Here is a 22,183-nt window from a genome sequence, read left to right as displayed (position 1 = left end):
TTTATGAGATTTTTAACCTTAAGTACAACAGGTATATTTAATGCTATTCGACCATCGTTGTTTCCACCTATAGAAGGAAAGGAAACAACGACATTTTTGCTTGCTTTGGATTATTATGTACCAGATCGATGTTTCCTAGAGGATGAACAAGAGGATGTGGAGGCAGCTCGAAAAAGTTATGATTTAGAGTGTAAACGTATTCGTGCTTTTGTAAAAGCACTTTGCAATGACTGGGGAAAGCCTATAGAGGAGTTGCGAACAGAAATTATCAATTGTTTGCCAGAGTTTATTAGTCATGGTACCTATAATGGGGAACCATTATTATCTGAACCTCGTGATGGATATTATACTATTTATCCTATGTATAAAAGCTATCGAGGTAGGGATATGCTATTCCCAACACATCAATCTTCTAAAGAGGAGGCTCAGTATATATTCGATCATATGCTTAGATATTTTTTAAAGGCCTTCTTTGAACCAGATGCTTTTTTTGGTTATTTAGACGGTGCATTTCATATTGATACCCCCTTATCTGTCACAACAGTTCAACAGATTTTGGAAGATCTCGAGCGTGAAACAGTACCATCTCCATTGTCGGTTTCCTCAATTTCCAATACCCATACCATGGACGAACCTACGATAATTAATACAGAGTTCCTATTAATCACTGATGCCTTTGGTGCTTACATGGTACAAGCAATGGAAGGTGATACAGAGAGTGAACAGTTAGCTGCTTTAACAGAGGATCCATTTGTCTGTGAGATGTGTTGTAGTTTACATAAGTGTTTTATGATTAACAATAGATGTTTTAGCATATCCATTTATGATGAATGTAATATTTGGATAGATAAATTATTAGATGCCTATGCTATGCATGATTATTTACAAATTCTTAGCGTTTATAATGATGATTTTCCATGCTATGACAATGGGGTAATCGGCTATGAGAAACAATATCTTGTGGAACCTTTACTTGATAACCTTGTAAAAGACCTTACACGAGAAAAACTGTTAGTTCAGTTATCTCCCCAAAATGAGCAACGTAAGGACTATCTTAACTTTATACTCACTCATGATGAGTCCGTGCAGTCTATTTTTGAGGAGATATATGAAAAACGTTTGGATGGACGAGATATCTATAAGCAGCAAGATTTAGCAAAAGTACTAACTCTAGACGTGCGTCTGTGCTGTACCTTTTATTGTATGATTGACGCATGTCGACATGCCTTTAATAGACGTATGTATGCCTCTATTCTACCGATTGTAGATAAGTTAGATACTCAACTTGCAAAGGTACAAATTTCTGCGACAGATACTTGGCAAGTTGAGTATTTGGTGAAAGCATCTCGCATATCTCAGTGGTATCGAGCTTTAGCCTATGCTTGTTTAGGAGATGAAAGAATAGAGCCAATACTACAAGATCTAATGGTTATGCAACAGCAAGATCCAGTTTTGTATAAAGAACAGATGGATTCTATTTTTGAGAATTTAGACGATCCAGAACATGCTTTTAATACAGAAGATTTACGCTATGCTTTGCTACATTATTATGTAGAAACCAATAATCAACCTGGCTATGAACGGTATATTAAAGAACTATATCCACCAATATTGGGGATAGATTCAGACTACAAAGTACAAAAGAATATACTGTTATACGGTGAAAATGGTAAATATTGTGAAAATTATTCTAACAGAGATTTCTATTTATGGCTGAAAGCGTTGTGGACGTTCTACTTAGATGATATTGATAAAGAATTTTGGAATGAAATAGCAGATCAATGGGAACAACAGGACTATATACCTATTTTTTATGGCATAAATGACTATGAGCTATGTGCTAACTATATGATTAAACTAGCTGTTCATTTTGGAGATATCCAACGAGCTGAGAAATATAAAAAAGAATTTGATATGGCTATTCCTAATAAGAAAGAACCTATGGAGGATGCACCAAGTGGGTATAGATGGCCTTTCTTCGACTACTACCTAATAGCGCAAGTTAATGAATCGTTAGGAAATATAGAGATAGCGAAAGAACACTATCACAAAGCCCTTTCCTTGGCTACTTTCGGCGAAGCACGCTGGGAACAATACGAAGAACAACATGGTGGCATATGGAAGACCTACAAAGACTTCGGCTATAGTGGACCAGATTTGAAATTTGAAGATTGGATTAAAGATAGTACCGTGACTTATGACACCATAGAAGAATATAAAAAAGTATTAGATAAGTATGTATTTTATATGTATAAATAGAGACTATATAGAGAAATTTATATACCTGTTTTTATAAAGGTTTCCATGCAAAATTTTATATATAGATTGAGGTTGTGAGCCTAAAATATAACTATATAGTTATAATCTTTATGCCTTAAAGATAAAAAAATAACCCGCCTAACAAAATTTTAGGCGGGTTATTTTGTTTAAACTATTTATTGAAAAAGATTAACTATCAAAATTTTATTAATAGTATTTCCTTAAAATATAATGAAAAGAAAATGAATTAAATATTGACGCAAAATATGAAAAACCTTATAATTACTATAACCTTAGAAAAATCATTTACCACCAGTATTTACCTATGCTCATCGGCATTTTTAATCCCATGGGAGTCTAATTTGACTGTTTACGGTGTGAGGTTTGCTAAAACCTATTTTTAAGCCCTATGAATACTGGCCTTCTGAGGCATGCTGTTGCAACAGTGCTTACCGTTTACGGTATTGAAACTACTATCCAATTTGGGAACTATAGCAATACAATTTTTGGGTTGCAACAGTGCTTACCGTTTACGGTATTGAAACGTTCGCCCCAAAGTTTATCAAGACCATCTGTATTAATTGTTGCAACAGTGCTTACCGTTTACGGTATTGAAACTAATAATAAATATGAAAGAGTCGAAAGAATTAGGGTGTTGCAACAGTGCTTACCGTTTACGGTATTGAAACTATGAATACAACAATTAAACTTAAGATGACTAATGAGTTGCAACAGTGCTTACCGTTTACGGTATTGAAACGTCTATGTCATATGGTCATCACGTATTCGATGACCTTCTTGTTGCAACAGTGCTTACCGTTTACGGTATTGAAACTTAAATCCATTTGTATTTTAAGCATTGGTTTTTTAGAGTTGCAACAGTGCTTACCGTTTACGGTATTGAAACCTCAACACAAAAATAAATTGTGTCGTAATCGTTATTATGTTGCAACAGTGCTTACCGTTTACGGTATTGAAACTGATTAGTATCTTTTAGCTTTTGAAGCCATTTAGGTTGCAACAGTGCTTACCGTTTACGGTATTGAAACGTTCCATATTGACTTCCATCTATACCAATTTTAGCCAAGTTGCAACAGTGCTTACCGTTTACGGTATTGAAACGGTAAACGATTCATGATCGAGGAATCGTTATTGCCAAAAGTTGCAACAGTGCTTACCGTTTACGGTATTGAAACTTTTTCAACTAAATATTCTTTTTTCATAATATCCTGCTGCAACAGTGCTTACCGTTTACGGTATTGAAACGAGTAAGCTTCAAGCATACCACAAGTATCAATGATTAGGTTGCAACAACAATTAACGTTTATAGTATATTAATAGAACCATTATTTTTAGTTTGACATATTGATAGAGTTATCTCACTAATGCCAATGGTTCTATTTTTTTTGTTTATGGTATAATATAGCTAGATTTAAAACTCGGAAAACCAAATCTGCGCCGTTATGATAGTGGTGCGGTTAAATGGCGTTATTTTAGCTCGCTAAAGTGCCTTTTGGGGTGGATTTACAATCTCCGCCGTTTTTTGCATTTTGGAACCAGTAAATATCTGTTGTTTCAGAGACAGGGTTAAATTAAATAATCCCCTGATGGGGACGGAAACAATAAATTATAAACTCATCAAAACGATATATACTTATCATTATGTTAAATTAAATAATCCCCTGATGGGGACGGAAACTGACTAAGTGAAACTGGCGTAATAATTAAATCTGCAGTTTCGTTAAATTAAATAATCCCCTGATGGGGACGGAAGCGTATCAAAGTGGCTAGGTGCGAATAAGGTTTTAGGCGTTAAATAGTTAAATTAAACAATCCTCATTAGGGGACGGAAACAATACTCAACCCCTTTCGCTTTAGGTCTTGCCATTATATAAGCGTTAAATTAAATAATCCCCATTAGGGGATGGAAACCGTCAAGCGTCATGAATAGCATTTTTTCAAAGCCGTTGGTGAGGTTAAATTAAATGATCCCCTGATGGGGACGGAAACATAATTACGTTAGGTTTGGTACGTAATTACGTGCTTGATTAGTTAAATTAAATAATCCCCTAATGGGGACGGAAACAAGCTATTGTTTGAGGTCTTAATACATCAACAGGGACATTTAGTTAAATTAAATAATCCCCTAATGGGGACGGAAACCCTACATTAATACGTGCTGCATTATTCATGCTGCGGTATGGCGTTAAATTAAATAATCCCCTAATGGGGACGGAAACAAGTACCCTTTAAGGTCTATCGGTATTTGTTGATGGTTGGCGCTGGTTAAATTAAATAATCCCCAATGGGGTCAGAAAAGCACTATCTTATTATTTGTAGATAGTGCTTTTTCTTATTTTATATAAATATTAATTCTTTAAGGCTGCCATTTTGAATATCCAAATCCCATCATAATAATGCTCACCACGAGCATGCCGTTACCAAGGGTAATGGTGCTTTCACTTGTGGCTAGACAGGTAATAAAGGATCCGATGCCCATAATGATTGTGCCTAGTATAGCTGATAGTTTATGAATTGCCATGATAATCACCCTTTGCTTTTACTAACAACATTAGGTTTAACAATATACGTAATGAGTGCGTACAGTAGGGCACCGATTACAATCCCGTTCAGCGAAGCCAGTCCGAATGGAATGAATTTAACACAGACCAATGCGATGGCCCATGTGATCCATGGAACTAGATTCCATTTTTTGAAAGTCGCTTTGTTGTAATCGATATATTTTCCACGATGAACCAGGTAAAAGTCCGCTAAGATAATACCGCATAGTGGCGGAACGATGATGCCTAGTGTACTTAAGAATACAAAGAGGGAGTCGATTTTATATGGTTGTGTCATTGTTGCTAATGCAGAGATAGCAATGAGCACGGCTAGCATAATATTTCGGTTCAGTTTGAAAGAGTTTGCTAGGTTCAATGATGTGGAATAGAGGTTCGCACCATTTGTAGTGAAGATATTTGTAGTCAACAATAGTAAGCTTGGGAACACGAGGCCAAAGCTTAATAGTACGTTGATTAAGTCACCATCATTCATAGCAACGCCTGCGATAGCACCGCAACTAATCATCAACGTATTGCCGCCCAATAGACCGATTGTGCTCGCTGTAATAACATCTTTCTTGCTTTTACCATAGCGCATAATATCGGCGATACATGTGGCAGTGGATAGAATCCATGTACCGATAACGATGGTAATGCCTGACAGTAAATCGATAGATTGTAATGGCACATAGTTAAATAATTCTTGCCAGCCACCGATTGTTTGAACCGAGCGAGCCGCTGTTCCTAGGGAAAGGAATACGATGGACGGAATTGCAATATAGCCGAATACGGCGAGGGATTTAATGCCGAGAACTGCAAAGATACCCATGATAACGGCGCTGAGCATCATAGCAATAATTTCGCCTATGTAGGAAAGGTTGAATACTTGAGCAATAAAATGTCCGTATAAAGCCGCTTGAATCGTGTACCAACCTAGATTGACGATAGGTACGAAGAGAGAGGCAATTCTAGATCCTTCCTGACCGAAGCTGTATCTCGTCAAAAGGGCAAAGGTAAGGCCTGTTTTATAGGCGATTACACTCACTAGCCCTGCGATGATACATAAGAAAATATTTCCTAGAACCATGGCTAATAGTAATTCGTTGAAAGTCAGCCCCGCAGCTAACCCGCCACCAGCCATCATACTAGTAACAAGAAACACGAACCCAGTCCAAACGATAGTGAGAGAAAAGCAGGACTTCCTTGACCCTAACGGGACAGGCTCTCTAGAATACTCATTATCTGTGTTTGTATTAACTGGTTCTACAAACTCTAATTTCTCCTTACTCATACATCTATACTCCTTTACGTAATAAAAAATCTACCATGATGTGTTTAAGATTTATATAAGCATGGTAGTAAAGACCTATTATGTAGCGTAAATATAGTGAATTCTTCTAATAAAGGATAGATATTTAATTTGTCATAAACGAATGGTATTTGTCTTCATTAAAACATACGTAGAATGAATATTCAATATGTATACTATGCATATTAAGCAATGTTGAGAATAATAGCTTCTATATTATAGTTCCTATATTACTAGCAAGTTTTAATGTTACAATAGGTATAGATTACGTATCGTTCTTAGTGTTGCTGTGCTGATTCAAAATGTAGTTTCAAGGTGTAGTATCAAGGTGCAGTATTCATATAGTGGCGATTATTAAATAAATGCAGAGCAGTATGCATGTTAGTGTGTATATAGTTTTATAGTAAAAGGATGTTGTATGTATAATGTAACAATTACGACGACAGGCATTTTTGATGAGATTCGTCCGTCTTTGTTCCCACCTATAGAGGGCAAAGAAGGGATTACGTTTATGAATGCCTTAGTGTATAGAGTGGATCCTAAGTCATCTTTTGAAGAGGGCGATGCTATTACGGATAATGATCCAGAATTCGCACTAGAGCGCGAGCGTATTCGTGCTTTTGTAGCAGCTCTTTGTGAGGCATATGGTAAACCGTATGGTGAATTGCGAGATGAGTTCGTAGAGGCTTTGCCTGAGTTTATGTTGTATGGTACCTATAAGGGACAAGCGTTGCTTTCAACAGGTAGAAATGGGTACTATCAAGTGTTTCCCATGTATAAAAGCAATAGGGGGCGTCGCTTATTATTTCAAGATGGATATGCACCCAACCAGATTACGAAGTATATTTGTGACCATATGTTACGCTATTTTGTCATAACTTTGTTTAGTAATATTGGTGCCTTTGGATCGGATGCAGGGGTACAGCATATTGCCACGCCATTGTCACTATATGGACTTCATCAAGCCTTAGATGATGTGGATAGAGCGTATTTGTCTGAATTGATTACCGTTAATAGCTTAGATAATACATATTCTATGGATGCATCGAATCAATCGGAATTCTTATTACTTGCCGATGCTTTGGGCGCTTATATGGTGCAGGCCATGGACGGTTATACGGAGTCCGAGCGGCTCGATAGCTTGTCTCAAGATCCATTTTTCCGTAAGATTTGTGAACCTGTTCATCGGTTCTATATGAGTCTAACCGGTGATGCGGTTCTTTCAGTATATGATGACAGCAACCATTGGTCAGATTGCTTGTTAGACCATTATATATATGACAGATATTATAGATTTGCTTATGATTTAGAGTTCTGGGAAGAGGGCGATGAAGGCGTACTCGCCTATGTGAGAGGGCGTATTCTTCTACCTTTGGCAAATGATCTGATTAATCAACTGTCTCAGGAGAAGCTACATGTTGATCTATACCCTACATTGGATAAGACTTTAGAGTATTTGAACTTCCTGATCCACTATACGAGTAAGGCACAGGAGATGCTTGACGCCATAGAGATTACAATGGGCAGTTCTAATAGTATGACTGAGCACAAGGATGAAAGTGCTACTACATATGAAGCTGAAGGTACTACGTTATTAGCTAATTCAACAGTAGGTCTATCTGTCTATGACCAGATATATTGTTTGCTTGAAGCTTGCTCTACTGCTATTCGAAAGTATGGGGCGTACGGTTCTCTACTGCCTATCGTTGATGCTTTGGATACGGCTATCGGTGAGGTAGATATAGAATCCCCTGACTCTTGGCAGGCCGAGTATGTGCAGCGGGTGTCTCGCCTATCCAAATGGTATCGCATGTTAGGACATGCTTTCACAGGCAATGATACCTATGAGCGGTTGCTGCAAGAACTCATCACAGCTCAGGAAGAAAGTCCATTCATTCATGAAACATATTTTAATAACTATATTCGTGATTTGGACGGTCAGGACAATGTGTTTAATCTCGAGTGCTTGCAATATTTACTGTTGCATCATGATATTGAAAAAGGTGACTGTGAAAGCTTCGAGCAGCATGTTCAGTCTATCGATCATCCGTATTTCAAGATGCCTTTCGAGAGATTTGGCGAGATACATGGGCTCGTAGACCTTAAGTCTCGTGAGGATAGCAATGATATTGTATATTTCTTGCTTCTTTTAAAAGCAATCTATCGTTTCTATTTAGACCAATTAGACCAAGATCTATGGCAGGAGCTGTTGCGGTTGTGGTCTATGTATGAGAAACGAAAATTCCAAGATTATCACGCACAGTGGTTATGTGCTAAGTATATGGTTGCGCTCGCTGTGCATATGGGGGATAGAGAACAGGCAGAGCTCATCAAGCAGGATTTAGCGATAACCTTTGATGAACCATTACATAGACGTAATTACTCAAGCGCCTATCAATGGTCTCCACTTGCGTTCTACACGATGGCTCAAATTGACGAAGCCCTTGGTCACCTAGACCTTGCACAGGATAACTATGATAAAGCCTATGTTACACACGCCTATACACAAGCTCGTTGGGCTTACTATAAAAGCAAATGTGCTAGCCTTTGGAATGTAAATCAACTATCAACAGCTGAAACGAAATCTGCAGAAACTGTAACAAAACCTATAGAACTTGAACGTAAACCTACAACAACGGTAATGAAATCTACTACAAGTGAAATTAGAACTACAGTAACTGAAATAAGCCTTGTGGTAGCTGAAATAAAACCAGATTTTGAGGCTGTTATACAAGAGAATAAAGGAAAATTCTTCACTATGGATGAATATAAAGAGTACTTTAATGCACATATGATTTATCTATATAGATAAATCGTTGTATAGGATAACTAAAAAAGCCTTACAAAAAATAAATAGCCCTTCATTTCCACTAATCTGGAGATTAGTATAAAACGAAAAGGCCATTTCTTCATGTTTTTGTGTAACTAGAGATGCGCCTGACGTTACGACTCGTCTGACTATCTTCTTATATTATAGTAAGGTTATTATATATCGTCAAATTATGATGAACATGTGTATGGCATACAGTTTGATGAGGGTATTATAAAATGAGAAAACTCCTATTGGCTTTTACCGATAGGAGTTTTTGGTTTTATAATTGTAATTTTTTAGCACTTTTAAGTCTATTATTAAGTTACAGATTATAATAAATTGATTATATTTCTTTTACATCATCAGGTATAGCCGGAGGAGCCGGTGGTTTACCCATGGCTCTTTCAATGCATACGACAGCTACAAAGACGATGAGGCTGACGATGGAACCGAAGATGATGGACATAATACCATATGGGTTGCCAACAAATTCCCAGTACACACCTGCGATGGAGCCGAGCACGATGGACCAAATGCCAGCGCCAGCTGTTGCATTTTTCCATGTGAGACCTAGTAGGAATGCGGCGAATGGGCCAGCGGATCTCATGGTGAAAGCAAATACGAGCATCGGAATGATGGCTTTGCTTACGAGGGAGATGATGATGGCGATGATACCGAGGAATAGCACGCACAGACGACTGTAATTTGTGAGCTGAGCGTCAGTGAGGCTTTTACCAAAATGATGTTCCACAATATCCTTGGTAAATACAGTAGCGGCGCCTAAGAGATCGCCTGCGCCTGATGAAAGCGTAGCCGAAACGACCGCAGCCATAACGAAGCCTGCCATTATAGGAGGCATGAGGTTAAGCGCTACCGTTGCCACCGCATTGTTCGCTTCGATGTTCGGAAATTCAGCCAATGCTACGAGGCCTAAAATTGCAGGAACAAAGGCGAATAGAGCCATGATAATACCACAAATGATAGAGCCGAGAACGGCCGTTCTTTCATCCTTCGCTGCAAAGTACCGTTGTACGGATTCTTGGCCGGTGGAGAAGGTCATGAAGTACATAATGATGAGGCCGATGATGGTTTTCCAACCAACCTTCGTAAATCCTAATTGTTCAGGCGGCAATTTTGCAACTACCGATTCCCAGCCGCCCACATTGTGCAATACGAATGGCACAGCGAGGGAGAAGCCACCAACGAGGACGAAGAAATGGATAACATCCGTCATCGTAACGCTCCACATACCGCCGGACATGGTGTAAATTACGAGTACCGCGCCGCAGATGAGGATGGCGAGCTCTGTTGAAAGCCCGGTGAGAACGCTAATAATGGTTGCAGTTGCTGTAATCTGTACGCCTGCTAGTGTAATCGTTGCCAGCATGGACAGAATAGAAGTAATGAGATGGCTAGACGCGCCGAAACGACGGCCGATGATCTCTGGTACTGTTGTTGCCATGGCACGCCGTAAGAGCGGTGCAATCAACGCAACGAGGATAACACCAATCCCTGCAGATACTACGTACCAACCTGCAGATAAACCCCAAGAACCATACGCTTTCGCTGCTACACCTACGGTACTCCCACCACCGATTTCCGTAGCTGCTAATGTGCCTGCCGTCATAAGAACCCCAATACGACGACCTGCGAGTAGATAGTCAGTACTATCTTTTACACGAATATGACAATACACGCCGACTAATAAATTCAGTAATAAATAGGCGCAAATAATAACCCAAATAATAGTCAGAGAATCCATATGACACCTCCAAAAATTTACACTATCCAGAGATTCATACTAAATCACCCTTACTACTTGCGGTGCATATATCAAGTATAGTTTAATTATCCATAAAAACTGGGGAAAATACAAAGAGGAGTTTTACTGCTCGTTGGAGAATATATATATATTAGGAACTAAAATATAAAATTATTAATCATAGGCACAGCCTTATTTACATAGTATACTTATGCTAATAAGACTGTGCTTATTTTATTGAGAGACAAGATTCATTTTTTGAGAGAGGTTTTTATGATTCAACGTATTTTGATGCTAGCTCTTGTGTTGCTGGCTTTCACCATGCCTACAGAGGCAATTACATTTCAGGAGCTGAAGACATCACCACAGTTTAAGTTGGTTCATCAGCATGAGTATGAGAAACCGAGTGCAATTGTTAATGATGGTGGTATGTATGTGTATTTAAATACCTATTCTGTGGAGGTCCAAAAGTATGCGCCGCCACAGTATACATTGAGTGCTATTTATTATGTGGTACATACGTCGCACTATCAGGCTGAGATTATTGAAAAAAGGCTCACTGTAAATTATGATGCAAACTATTCATTGGCCACATTGATTAAATCATCTCATACGATGAATCCGAGTCCATCTATGTTGGCTTTGATTGAGGCTAGTGAAAGTAAGTCGGGCTTATTTATGTCTGATTCAGACCGTGCAATTTATACACTGGATGGTGCGCTTAAGAAGAACCCATCTTCGGAAGGTACTAGGAATCTTCCGCTTAATCGCAAGAATATTATTATGTATGATTTAGCAGATGCTATGTTTATGTCTGCCTATCAGCAGCATTTTGATGATATTGTGGTACAGTGAGGTGGACGATGAAACGCATATATTTACTTTCACTATGGTTATTAGCCTGCCTTGTATTACCTATGAAAGGTCAAGCCGTATCACAAGCGGAGTTACTAAATCCGGAGCATTATCAACATATCGACTCTACCGTTGATTCTGGCCGAGGAGATGGCAAATACCTGGATCTTAGTTCTATTAAAGCTGTGGATGCACCCGATGGTCATCGACGTGTGGAAGCGACCATTTACGTGTTAATGCCTGCATCAAATCTCATTCAAGGCATTCAACTGCAATATGATTACGACTTAGAGCAATCCTTACGTCATTTGATTACAATTCATGACAGAGGATTACAACAAGGAGCTAATACTCCATACATCTCTATTTGGCGTGCAAAACAGGAAAATTCCGGTATCATAGGAACCGTTACCGGTGGCATTGCTTTTAATAATGAAGGTAAAACACGCCGTCAACGACTTCAAAAAGAACATTTAGAAGCGATGATATTACCACCTCAATTTGGAATGGAACGGTATACAATAGCAAACATAATCTATCAGAAGGCCTATGGCGTAGCCTACGATGATGAGCCTTGATAGCTTATGAATAGCACTGGAATGGTTGAAACAGTGAATACAATCAGAGGAATAATTAAACTTGTTTTTGGGCTTTTATTAGTTAATTCGTATATTTATATAATATAATGCTTATTGTATCGTATATTAGTTCGTTCTATAATAGACTTAGGATAGTTGGACGAGGTTGGGTCTCTCTTCGTTTTTGAAGGGAGGGTTGCTTATGAGTGGTTATAAAATCATTATGATTATCCTTGGGATTTTATCAGTCATGATATCCTTTGGAGCACTTGTGGCGCTTATTTGTCTAGAAATAGCAAAATAGCCCTTCGTTTCTTCGGAAATTAGATAAAACGAAAAGGCCATTTCTACATATTATTAAGTTTGTGAGATGAGCCTGACGTCACTACTCGTCTGACTATCTACTTATATTATAGGGATAAAAGTATATATCGTCAAATTGAGATAAACCTTATAAATACTAAATATATACACAAAACTTATACATACTAAAATATAAAATTATTAATAATAGGCACAGTCTTATTTGCATAGTATACTTATGCTAATAAGGTTGTGCTTATTTATGTTGTAAATGTGAGAGAAAAAGAGAGGTTTTTATGTTACGTAAAAGTGTAATGATGATGGCATTAGCAGTTACTTTCACCATGAATGTAAGTGCTATTCAGATCGAAGTGCCAGCCGGACAACCGGCTATGCCTGGGTCAGATGCGAGCATTCCTGCCAATGCGTATGAAAATTATCGTCATGTTAATGAAGTAGCAGAGCAGAATGCTGAGTCATATAGCGAGTTTATAAAATCACAGCCTATGAATCCTAAGTCAGGGATGGATAAGCTATATCGGGAACGCCCTGGCTTGGCTAAGGCGTTGGAGTTAGCAGATTACTCTCAATCTACGGTAGTACTGATTCATGAAGGGAATAAGAATATTCGATTATCCGTGCCAAATGTTAGCTTCCGTGGAGATACTGTAGAGTCTAAGTCTGGAAAAGGGCCGTTATATGCGGTGCGAAGCCTTAGTTCATTTTTAGTGGTAGGGCCGCCACATGGTAAAGAGCTTAATAAATATGCTGAAGAAGAAGGAAAATATACATATCCAGGTTTGCACGATACATCTTGGAAACTAATGTCAAACAATGCCCGTGTAATGTATACGGAATTTACACCGAATGATTCAAAGACTACCTATGGGATTACTTATGGCGGTTGGGTTAATACGGAAGATCCGTATCAAGATAAATCACCGGAAGTTGTGATGAGTAATTATATTATTCCATCCATAGAATCCTTGTCTGGATTAGATACTTATAGTCGTGTTGAGCATTGGGGTAATTTTAGTTATCGCGTTCCTAAGACTGCAAAGCTAGTGAGTGAGACTGTAGAGAATAGTCAATATGATGTGAGAACCTATGAGGATACAGGTTCCAAGATACGTGTAGTACGTACTTCCATATTGGGTGAAAAACGAGATGGAACGGTCATCAAGAGTTCAATATTATCTTTTTTGAGAAAGTATAATGATTTAGAAACACCTACACAATATGCAGTCGTATGGAATAATGGAATCGCAGGCTCTTTGATCGATTCTTACAAGCCTAATGGAGAGTCTTATCTCCGTCATGTGGTGAAAGATTCTGTGTACTTTTACAGTTATCGTATTAATTATGATGAAAGTAAGACCTCTTATACACATAAACAATGGAGAGATATGATTGAATATGTAGGCTTTGATGATGCGGTCAAACTCAGAAAAGGTCCACAATGGAGAGAAGATGGAACCTATAAAGAGAAACTAGAAAGTGGGCCTATATTTATTCCTTGGTATATGGAGTGGGTTAAACTGTTGAATCAATAAGAAATTTAGTTTTAAAGTTTTTATGGTATTAGATAGGAGAGAGCCAATGAGTAAACTCAAATACATCAAAACTATATTAGTGCTTTTGTTTAAGGCTTATCTTGTCTATCTATGGATTAACTTTGTAGAGACGTTTACTCAGCTACTCTATGACATCTATGTATTAAAAGTATATTCAGTGGAGCATTTTGGCCTGTTTTTATTCTTTCTATTTGGTAATATATGCTGTATTCTGTGGCTTGTTTTATGGTGTAAGCGATTATCTCCAGCCTTTAATAAACCAAGCATATATTATAGGGTTAAAAACTGGATACGCTTAAAAAAAGAAGAAGCACCTATCTATAAAGTTCTGTTTGTCAGTTTAGCGCTTTTGTTAAAACTATGTCTTGTGGTGTATATCTTAATTGTCGTCTCCACTGTGTTAAGCATTCCACTGGTAAACTATTAGTCTATTTCATACTTTAAATACACTAAAAAAAATGAGCTACTATTTGATTAGTAGCTCGTTTTTATTTGTCTCACAAAAACAAATAGCCCTCCGTTACTTAGTGTAACTAAATAACTGAAAGGCCATTTCTTCATGCTTTTGTGTAACTAGAGATGCGCCTGACGTTTCGACTCGTCTGACTATCTACTTATATTATATGAATAAAGATATATATCGTCAAATTGAGATAAACCTTATAAATACTAAATATATACACAAAACTTATACATACTAAAATATAAAATTATTAATAATAGGCATAGTCTTGTTTGCATAGTATACTTATGCTAACAAGGTTGTGCTTATTTATTTTATAAAAATTGAGAGAGGGTACTATGTTACGTAAAAGTTTGATTATGATGGCACTAGCAACTGCTTTCACCATGAACGTAAACGCTGTGCAAATCAAAGTGCCAGAGGGGCAACCACCTGTGCCTGGGGCCGATGCAAGCATTCCTGCTAATGCATATGAAAATTATTCCCATATTAATGAAAAGGCGATACAAGAAGCAGAGGCATTTAGTGCCAAAGTACAGAAGACCGTAGAGAAACCTAGCATTGCGATAGAAAAGGTTTTCAAAGAGAAATCTGGATTGGCTAAAGCGGTTAAGCTGGGGGAGTACTCACAATCTACTGTCATCTTACTTCATGATGAAAAGAATAATATCCGTTTAGCTGTTCCAAATATTAGCTTACGTGGAGACACGGTTGAATCTAAATCGAGTGACGGTCCTTTATTTGTGGTTCGTGGTTTTACAAGTATTTTGATGGTGGGGCCACCACATGGTAAAGAATTTAGTAAACGTATGCACAATGAAGGTGTCTATACCTATTCGGGCTTAGAAAATGCATCTTGGAAAATCCTTAAAGCCAAGACACATGTAATGTATACAGAGTTTACACCTAAGAACACGAACACTACCTATGGTATTACATATCTTGGAGGTGGTGATGTGAAGGAACCATACCAAGATAAAATAGCTGAAGTGGTAATGAGTAATTATATTATTCCATCTATTGAATCTCTATCTAGGCTGGATAATTATAGCCATGTTAAACATTGGGACAATTTCAGTTATCGTATTCCTAAAAAGGCTAAGTTAGTGAGCGAGGTTATGGAAGATAACAAATATGAGGTTCGTACTTATGAAGATGCAGGCATTAAGATCCGTGTGTTACGCTTTCAAATAGACCCTAATGTTGTTGATAAAAGTTTGGCAAAAAAACAAATTTTTGCATTTTTGAATAAATATGGTGACCTTGAGGCGCCTACACAGTATGCAACAGTTTGGAATAATGGTCTTCCAGGCTTCCTAGTTGATCGCTATAAATCTAATGGGGGATCCTATTTACGCCATTTTACAAAGGATTCTGAATATTATTATAGTTATCGCATTGACTATGATGAAAGCAAATCTTCGTATAAGCATAAACAATTGCGCGATATGGTTGAGTATGTAGATTTTGATAATGTTGAAAGTTTACGAAAGGCACCTCAATGGCGTATAAGTGATAGCCATAAAAAGAAGCTTGATGCGGATCCAATCTTTAATCCGTGGTATATGGAATGGATTAAAATATTAACTCAATAAGATTATGTATAAAATAAGTGGTTTGAGTTGTTCATAAAATAGTTCAGGAGAGAGATCATGAAAAGAAAATATTTGATTACAGGGCTTGTTATAGGCCTGCAATTGGTAAGTGGTTATAGTTATGAATCGGATGCAAGTTGGCTGAGTAAAACTTGGGACCGCCTTGAAACAAATGCAGCGAAGCAGTCTTATGATTGGCCCAAAGCTGAGCAATATACTCATTATGCTGGCGGGCAAATTGTAGGTACTACCTTGCCAGATGAGGATATGATGATCCTTGGTGTTTCGTTGGGTAATACATTTGATAGTGTGAAAGCTAGCTTAGGGCAACCAACTAAAGAGACAAGTAGAGGACTTACCTATGGTGGTGTTACATTTGGGAACTTTAAAATGGATGGTGTGGGCCCTATTGTCACCTATATGATGATTGAGAATCGTGATGCTACTACACATAGAGGTATTGCCGTAGGCGACTCCATGCGAAAGGTCCTTAATGTATATGGCAGACCCGATTTAGTAGATTCTAATAATCGATGGTTTTATGGGAAATACCGCTATCGAACTGATATGATGCATGGCATACAATTTGAACAAAAAGGCGATAAAGTCAGTAAGATTTTGATTTATAAATGATTATATTCTTACCATATCTATGAAAAAAGCCGAGCTTTTAATTCATAGAATTAGCTCGGCTTTTATTACTGTATTCATATATTTGTATAATATAATGCTTATTGTATCGCATATTAGTTCGCTATATAATAATCATAGGATAGTTAGACGAGGTTGGGCCTCTCTTCGTCATCGAAGGGAGGGATAAGCCTATGAGTGATTATGAAATAATCATGCTCTTATTACAGGTGATAACTGTGGTTATTGCTTTTGGAGCTTTAATAGCGCTTATTTGTCTCACAAAAGACAAATAGCCCTTCGTTATCTTAGATGATTCGATAACTGAAAGGCCATTTCTCAAGCTTTTTTGTTTTCAGAGATGAGCCTGACGGTACGACTCGTCTGACTATCTACCTATATTATAGGGGTAAAGATTTACATCGTCAAATTGAGATAAACTGGAGGTTCTTATGAAACCATTTGAAACAAAGGATTATAAAGCTTTTACCATGTTTGAGAATCATTGGGCTCTTGTTACGGCTGGAACGCTTGATAATTTTAATACGTGTACGGTTAGTTGGGGCAGTATGGGCAACATATGGGGCCCTAATGGTGGCGATATATCCACTGTGACGGTGTACATCCATCCGGCGCGTTACACTCAAGAGTTTATGGCGAAATACGATACCTTTACAGTTAGTTTTTTCCCTGAAAGCTATCGCAAGGCTCTTGGTTATTTAGGTTCTCATTCTGGCCGCGACGAAAATAAGGTGGCAAATTCTGGCCTAACGCCAGTTGCGGTAGGCGATGGGGTGACTTTCAAAGAAGCAGAGTTAACATTTGTATGTAAAAAGCTATATGAACACCAATTCGATGAAGCCCATTTGGCAGAAAAGGTAAAAGATTATTACGCATCTAATCCTGCTGTATATACACAAACTGGGCATGATCGTTGGGAACCACATTATATGTACATTGGCGAAGTAGTTGACGCCATAGAGGACTAGTCTGTCCACATAACAAATGAAGACATACATACAATTCTTTGGGATACCGTGAATGCTGCATCTTAACTAAGTATATTTTAGTTTTCTAGTACTAAAAAAGTCGAGCTTCTATCGTTTAGTTGCTCGACTTTTGTTAGTTAATTTATATATTTGTATAATATAATGCTTATGAAAGCTATTTTATAATGGTGTTGATATAAATCGTCTATGCTTCTGGAAATAGAACATGTTCTTGCATTTTAAAACTAGGATTATTGGTAGAATCAAAGAACTCAATCATATTTCGTAATTTTTGAACCTCTTCAGCATGTAAAAAACTTGGATAAAAGATGATATAGGTAAAGCTATAGGTCCCATCATAGGAGTTAAAGGTTAGGATGTGATTATCCTTATGAGGTGTATAGATGTGTGTGGATAATCCAGGAATATTATTATTCCATATAACGGCATAATTAATATAATCTGATGTTGGCTGGGAATAGTAAATATCCCAGAACGTATCTAAATTAATTTTAAAATTGTAATGACCGTTTACAACAAGATCACGCGCATATGGGTTTTTAGGAATATTATTTGTAGAAACAAAGAATATTATGTCCCCCTTTTTGTAGTATCTAATATCTTGGTGTTCAGAGCCCTTACTTTCACCTTCGTATATGGCGTCTTTTGGTACGCGGTATTGTACACCGTTTAAGCTTTCTATGCGTGAATATTGATTTAATTCATTTAGGTTTTGTACAGAGGGAAGCACATAATTAGCCAATAATTTATCTGTAGGAACCTTGTTCAGGACGGGGTTGTTATCATAATAGACAAATCCTGCGTGATATAAGGGATGACGCATGTTATAGCCCTTAAATTTAAAATTGATCGTGTCGATGGTGAGCGTTGTTTTTTTACCGTTTTTAAAGTGTGGCATCTTCATGCTATCCCAAGTGCTGTAGGTAACAGTAGGATATGAAAATACAGTGCCCTTTATATCAGAAATCTGTTTGGAGGACTTTCGTTTCGCATTGTCTTGCAAGAAATTACGGACGTCTTTGTCTGTTAGCTTTTCATAAGCTATTTTGGTGTTGCGCCAGTCGTAATCTTTAAAATCTGCGTAGTCAATTTCTAAATTGAGACTTCCATTATTGGTTAACACTCGATAGTCCTCAATGGTTCGACTTGGATTTTGGTAACGTCCTATATGATAATCACTTTTTATGCCCGCTACTGGGAATGAAAGGCGAATTTGGTTGTATTGATCATGAACGGAAATGACCGTATTATGGTAATTTTGACCGCGATATATAGAGGCTGCTTTAGTATACTCAATTTCGTTTTTATTAATACCGTTAGCCTTGTCCGTTAACTTTAATGTTTTCACATAGTTTGCTACATCCTTTTCAATATCAGGGTTCGTGGTTTGGTAATTTATGTAGGCATCCTTGGAAAACTTAGAATCTGCACCAGGAATATTAACATCGATGGCTCCTATTGGTGATAATATAGTGCTCATGATGAAAGCACACGCTAATAGTGGTAGTTTAGTCATGGTGGTATCTCCCGTTTACATTTCTATATTTATTAGTATTGTAGTAATCCGTAGGTTATGTCATTAAGTATAATTATATAACTAAATGAATATATTTTTAAGTGACATGGAGCGTGTTTTGCTTACATGCTATTACTTCCTGTAGGACATGAGTGCTTTTTTATAGATATTGTAGGTATATTTTTTGAGCACAATGGCAGTAAGGTGACGAAAATTATTATTAGTGACAACTAAACTGCTTTTATTAGTGAAAGCCTTAATACATACATGTAGCCCTTTATCTATTAAAATGGATAAAGGGCTTTTAGAATGATGAAATAGAGAGGAATAGCTTTATAGTAACTTCTTTTGTTGATCAGTACTATAAATAGTGTAAATTGATAAAATTTTTATAAAATATAATCCCACAAGAACTGCAAAATCTGATATAATATTAATATGAAAATCGATGTATGTAAGGACTAAACAATGGTGTATATGAAGTGATTTTCTAGCCTAGAAAATCGCTATATCCTTGGTATTCAGTCGATATAATCGGAATGTTGTATATATGAAATGACTACGCAAATGCGTAGTTTTTATTATTTTTTGTTTGGTGTAGGTAGTCCCATGAGTGTAGTGAAGCCCTTATTATGGCTATTAGAACCGTATATTGTATACAAAGCCTATTTGTGGGGTGCCCGTTTCATGGCACAACCCTTCACGTGGGAAGGCGAATTAGATTGGTTTGCTTTTATGTTAACCCTATTGCTCGTCATTGATGTGGTGGCGTTGCCCTTGGTGATCTTCTATTGCCCTGGTTTGAATCCTGGGGTACGTGTTCCAGACTGGATTCGCCGTTTAGGAATGCCTATTTACACCGTCCATAATTGGCTTGATAGTAAGGTGGGTGGCGACACATCTACGCCGATTATATGGCTTCGTAAAGCCTTGCATTCCTTGCTTTTATTCATTTATTATCTAGTGTCATTTTATGTGGGTGGTCATCTCATAATGGGCCTCGTAGTAGCGCTCATGTATGACGTCCTCGTATGGGCTCATGGAGGTGTGTGATGACGACTTGTGAATGGCCGACGACGCCTTTATATCAGGATTACCACGATTACGAGTGGGGCCGACCAATTCATGATGACCAACATCAATTTGAACATCTTTGTCTTGAAAGTCTCCAATGTGGACTCAGTTGGCTTACGATTTTGAATAAACGGAACATCATTCGAGCATGCTTTGATCATTTTGATATTGATGCGGTGGCTGCTTATGGTGAAAGCGACATTGAACGCATCATGCAGACGGTGGGGATGCTTAAGCATCGTCCTAAAATTGAAGCCATTATCAATAATGCTGCTGCTTTTAAACGTATTCAATCTGAATTTGGTTCGTTTTGTAACTATATTTGGGGATTTACAAATCATAAAACGATTATTTATGAAAACCATCCAGAAGGTCATTTTCCTACAAAGAATGGTTTATCTACGCGGATAAGCAAAGACTTAAAGCAGCGGGGCTTTAAGTTTGTAGGTCCTGTTACAATTTATTCGCATCTACAAGCTAGTGGCCTCATCAATGATCACGGTAAAGACTGCCCTTGCTTTGAAGAGATTAATAAAACAGCAGATATCGTATGGTTACCTGTAGACGATGAAGCGTAAGGGCGATAAGTATAAATTAGTTAACAATAGTTTTTATGCATACTTGTGTTTACATAATTGAATTTGTTGTTATGTGGAATTGGGTGTACACTAAAGTCGATGAGGCGATAGCGACTCATCTCATGTCGGCCCGCTTTATATATAAACACATATACTCTCTCTCTCCTAAGTGGGTCTATCATTAGTTCTCTCTCAACGCTATAAACTATACAGAGCCTCTACCTTATTAGGTAGAGGCTTTTTGCTGTATATAGTGTTATAAGAGGAGCAATACTGTATTAGGGAGCCATATAACAGCATTAAACAGGCTATATGTATGGTCTTAAAGAATCTTTAATTAATTCAATTTCATAGTATATATTTTATACCATATAAATTGATTTCTTTCGATGTAGTTGTTATACTGAAGTAAATTGATATTGTTACTTTCACAATTAAAGAAGGGAAATATATGATTGGTTTGGGAACGGCCATTAATATTGGCCTCATTATAGCTGGCAGCCTATGTGGTCTCGCGTTTGGTCGCTTTATGAAAGAAAATTTAAAGCAGACGCTCATGATTGTGAGCGGTATTATCGTGCTCCTTCTCGGTATGAGCGGGGCCATGCAGTATATGCTCGTCATTGTCAACGGATCTCTACAGACAACGGGCCCGCTGTTGATGATTATTAGCATGGTCGTAGGCGCCGTTATTGGCGAAATAATTGACCTTAATCATTGGATTACTGTGTTTGGTGACTGGGTGAAAGCTCGCACTGGCAATGCTGGTGATCCAAAGTTTACACATGCTTTTATTACTGCATCTTTGACGTTTACTGTAGGGGCTATGGGGGTACTGGGCTCTATTCAAGACGGCCTTACTGGAAATTATCAAACGCTATTATTGAAAGGCATCCTCGATGGTATTATCGTTATGGTTATGGTATCCTCTATGGGAAAAGGGGCGCTGTTCTCCTTTATTCCTGTAGGTATTACGCAATGGCTCATCACGGCAATGGCACATATTGCAGCGCCTCTGATGACACCTAGTGCCATCGATAACCTATCCTACGTTGGATCTATTCTGATTTTCTGTGTTGGTATCGACCTCATCTGGCCTGGTAAAATACGTATTGCCAACCTCTTGCCAGCCATCTTCGTGGCAATGGGGCTTACATTTTTGCTATAATTAGCATTACAATAATATATAGATTTTTATAAGAGACCTATATTCTCTGAACCTTTGATGTGTACTTTGTACATGATACGGTCGAGGATGTAGGTCTTTTTACATTTTTAAAATCAATTTAGTAGATGTGCGAATT

At 37.7% G+C, this 22,183-nt stretch carries 15 protein-coding genes and 1 CRISPR repeat array; of the genes, 11 read left to right on the top strand and 4 right to left on the bottom strand.

Going from position 1 to position 22,183, the window contains the following annotated elements; genetic code table 11:
• Positions 1-3 precede the first annotated feature (3 nt).
• The gene (locus B1A77_RS02595) at positions 4-2,259 is read left to right on the top strand and encodes a hypothetical protein (RefSeq protein WP_077707838.1); all 2,256 of its coding nucleotides are present in this window, start codon (positions 4-6) and stop codon (positions 2,257-2,259) included.
• A 436-nt stretch (positions 2,260-2,695) separates the two neighbouring features.
• A CRISPR array of direct repeats spans positions 2,696-3,525; the repeat unit is 35 nt; unit sequence GTTGCAACAGTGCTTACCGTTTACGGTATTGAAAC.
• Between the two features lie 1,111 nt (positions 3,526-4,636).
• Here the strand turns inward: B1A77_RS02595 and B1A77_RS10135 are convergent.
• On the bottom strand, positions 4,637-4,801 hold the full coding sequence (locus B1A77_RS10135; protein WP_187658828.1) for a hypothetical protein: 165 nt from the start codon (positions 4,799-4,801) through the stop codon (positions 4,637-4,639).
• 5 nt (positions 4,802-4,806) lie between these two features.
• A complete protein-coding gene (locus B1A77_RS02590) occupies positions 4,807-6,111 on the bottom strand; it encodes a cytosine permease (RefSeq protein ID WP_077707837.1) in 1,305 nt (434 codons plus the stop codon).
• Between the two features lie 436 nt (positions 6,112-6,547).
• Between B1A77_RS02590 and B1A77_RS02585 the strand changes: the two genes are divergently transcribed.
• Positions 6,548-8,941, top strand: coding sequence for a hypothetical protein (locus B1A77_RS02585; RefSeq protein WP_077707836.1), 2,394 nt, complete (start codon positions 6,548-6,550; stop codon positions 8,939-8,941).
• Between the two features lie 343 nt (positions 8,942-9,284).
• Here the strand turns inward: B1A77_RS02585 and B1A77_RS02580 are convergent, their stop codons facing one another.
• Positions 9,285-10,703: a sodium:solute symporter family protein gene (locus tag B1A77_RS02580; protein ID WP_077707835.1), complete on the bottom strand. Its 1,419-nt coding sequence runs from the start codon at positions 10,701-10,703 to the stop codon at positions 9,285-9,287.
• A gap of 273 nt (positions 10,704-10,976) precedes the next feature.
• Between B1A77_RS02580 and B1A77_RS02575 the strand changes: the two genes are divergently transcribed.
• The 6 genes from B1A77_RS02575 to B1A77_RS02545 all read left to right on the top strand — a co-directional run bounded on the left by B1A77_RS02575 (position 10,977) and on the right by B1A77_RS02545 (position 17,690).
• Positions 10,977-11,558 carry a hypothetical protein gene (locus B1A77_RS02575; protein WP_077707834.1) on the top strand — a complete coding sequence of 194 codons (582 nt, stop codon included), beginning with the start codon at positions 10,977-10,979 and terminating at the stop codon, positions 11,556-11,558.
• An 8-nt stretch (positions 11,559-11,566) separates the two neighbouring features.
• Positions 11,567-12,136 (top strand): hypothetical protein, encoded by a 570-nt coding sequence (locus B1A77_RS02570; protein WP_077707833.1) that lies wholly within the window; start codon positions 11,567-11,569, stop codon positions 12,134-12,136.
• A 599-nt stretch (positions 12,137-12,735) separates the two neighbouring features.
• Positions 12,736-13,992 carry a hypothetical protein gene (locus tag B1A77_RS02565; protein ID WP_077707832.1) on the top strand — a complete coding sequence of 419 codons (1,257 nt, stop codon included), beginning with the start codon at positions 12,736-12,738 and terminating at the stop codon, positions 13,990-13,992.
• A gap of 822 nt (positions 13,993-14,814) precedes the next feature.
• The gene (locus B1A77_RS02555) at positions 14,815-16,071 is read left to right on the top strand and encodes a hypothetical protein (protein ID WP_077707830.1); all 1,257 of its coding nucleotides are present in this window, start codon (positions 14,815-14,817) and stop codon (positions 16,069-16,071) included.
• Between the two features lie 57 nt (positions 16,072-16,128).
• Positions 16,129-16,704, top strand: a complete 576-nt coding sequence (locus tag B1A77_RS02550; protein ID WP_077707829.1) for a TonB-dependent receptor — start codon at positions 16,129-16,131, stop codon at positions 16,702-16,704.
• Positions 16,705-17,153: 449 nt separating this feature from the next.
• Positions 17,154-17,690: a flavin reductase gene (locus tag B1A77_RS02545; RefSeq protein ID WP_077707828.1), complete on the top strand. Its 537-nt coding sequence runs from the start codon at positions 17,154-17,156 to the stop codon at positions 17,688-17,690.
• A 205-nt stretch (positions 17,691-17,895) separates the two neighbouring features.
• Here the strand turns inward: B1A77_RS02545 and B1A77_RS02540 are convergent, their stop codons facing one another.
• Complete coding sequence (locus tag B1A77_RS02540) at positions 17,896-19,227, bottom strand: hypothetical protein (RefSeq protein ID WP_077707827.1); 1,332 nt, start codon at positions 19,225-19,227, stop codon at positions 17,896-17,898.
• A gap of 609 nt (positions 19,228-19,836) precedes the next feature.
• Between B1A77_RS02540 and B1A77_RS02535 the strand changes: the two genes are divergently transcribed.
• The 3 genes from B1A77_RS02535 (at position 19,837) to B1A77_RS02525 (ending at position 22,047) form a co-directional block, all read left to right on the top strand.
• Positions 19,837-20,280, top strand: coding sequence for a hypothetical protein (locus B1A77_RS02535; protein ID WP_173014537.1), 444 nt, complete (start codon positions 19,837-19,839; stop codon positions 20,278-20,280).
• The gene (locus B1A77_RS02530; RefSeq protein WP_077707825.1) at positions 20,280-20,879 is read left to right on the top strand and encodes a DNA-3-methyladenine glycosylase I; all 600 of its coding nucleotides are present in this window, start codon (positions 20,280-20,282) and stop codon (positions 20,877-20,879) included. The genes B1A77_RS02535 and B1A77_RS02530 overlap by 1 nt, the downstream gene beginning before the upstream one ends.
• 451 nt (positions 20,880-21,330) lie before the next feature.
• The gene (locus tag B1A77_RS02525; RefSeq protein ID WP_077707824.1) at positions 21,331-22,047 is read left to right on the top strand and encodes a DUF554 domain-containing protein; all 717 of its coding nucleotides are present in this window, start codon (positions 21,331-21,333) and stop codon (positions 22,045-22,047) included.
• The last annotated feature ends 136 nt before the right edge of the window (positions 22,048-22,183 follow it).

It is taken from the genome of Veillonella parvula, assembly GCF_002005185.1.
GTDB classification, from domain to species: Bacteria; Bacillota; Negativicutes; order Veillonellales; family Veillonellaceae; genus Veillonella; species Veillonella parvula_M.
The sequence above is the reverse complement of the archived record's forward strand: the minus strand, read 5'-3'. Positions and strand labels throughout refer to the sequence as shown.

Bases quoted from the DNA above. Each gene is read 5' to 3' on its own strand.
- B1A77_RS02595 (WP_077707838.1), top strand. From the start codon at position 4: ATGAGATTTTTAACCTTAAGTACAACAGGTATATTTAATGCTATTCGA.
- B1A77_RS10135 (WP_187658828.1), bottom strand. From the start codon at position 4,801: ATGGCAATTCATAAACTATCAGCTATACTAGGCACAATCATTATGGGC.
- B1A77_RS02590 (WP_077707837.1), bottom strand. From the start codon at position 6,111: ATGAGTAAGGAGAAATTAGAGTTTGTAGAACCAGTTAATACAAACACA.
- B1A77_RS02585 (WP_077707836.1), top strand. From the start codon at position 6,548: ATGTATAATGTAACAATTACGACGACAGGCATTTTTGATGAGATTCGT.
- B1A77_RS02580 (WP_077707835.1), bottom strand. From the start codon at position 10,703: ATGGATTCTCTGACTATTATTTGGGTTATTATTTGCGCCTATTTATTA.
- B1A77_RS02575 (WP_077707834.1), top strand. From the start codon at position 10,977: ATGATTCAACGTATTTTGATGCTAGCTCTTGTGTTGCTGGCTTTCACC.
- B1A77_RS02570 (WP_077707833.1), top strand. From the start codon at position 11,567: ATGAAACGCATATATTTACTTTCACTATGGTTATTAGCCTGCCTTGTA.
- B1A77_RS02565 (WP_077707832.1), top strand. From the start codon at position 12,736: ATGTTACGTAAAAGTGTAATGATGATGGCATTAGCAGTTACTTTCACC.
- B1A77_RS02555 (WP_077707830.1), top strand. From the start codon at position 14,815: ATGTTACGTAAAAGTTTGATTATGATGGCACTAGCAACTGCTTTCACC.
- B1A77_RS02550 (WP_077707829.1), top strand. From the start codon at position 16,129: ATGAAAAGAAAATATTTGATTACAGGGCTTGTTATAGGCCTGCAATTG.
- B1A77_RS02545 (WP_077707828.1), top strand. From the start codon at position 17,154: ATGAAACCATTTGAAACAAAGGATTATAAAGCTTTTACCATGTTTGAG.
- B1A77_RS02540 (WP_077707827.1), bottom strand. From the start codon at position 19,227: ATGACTAAACTACCACTATTAGCGTGTGCTTTCATCATGAGCACTATA.
- B1A77_RS02535 (WP_173014537.1), top strand. From the start codon at position 19,837: ATGAGTGTAGTGAAGCCCTTATTATGGCTATTAGAACCGTATATTGTA.
- B1A77_RS02530 (WP_077707825.1), top strand. From the start codon at position 20,280: ATGACGACTTGTGAATGGCCGACGACGCCTTTATATCAGGATTACCAC.
- B1A77_RS02525 (WP_077707824.1), top strand. From the start codon at position 21,331: ATGATTGGTTTGGGAACGGCCATTAATATTGGCCTCATTATAGCTGGC.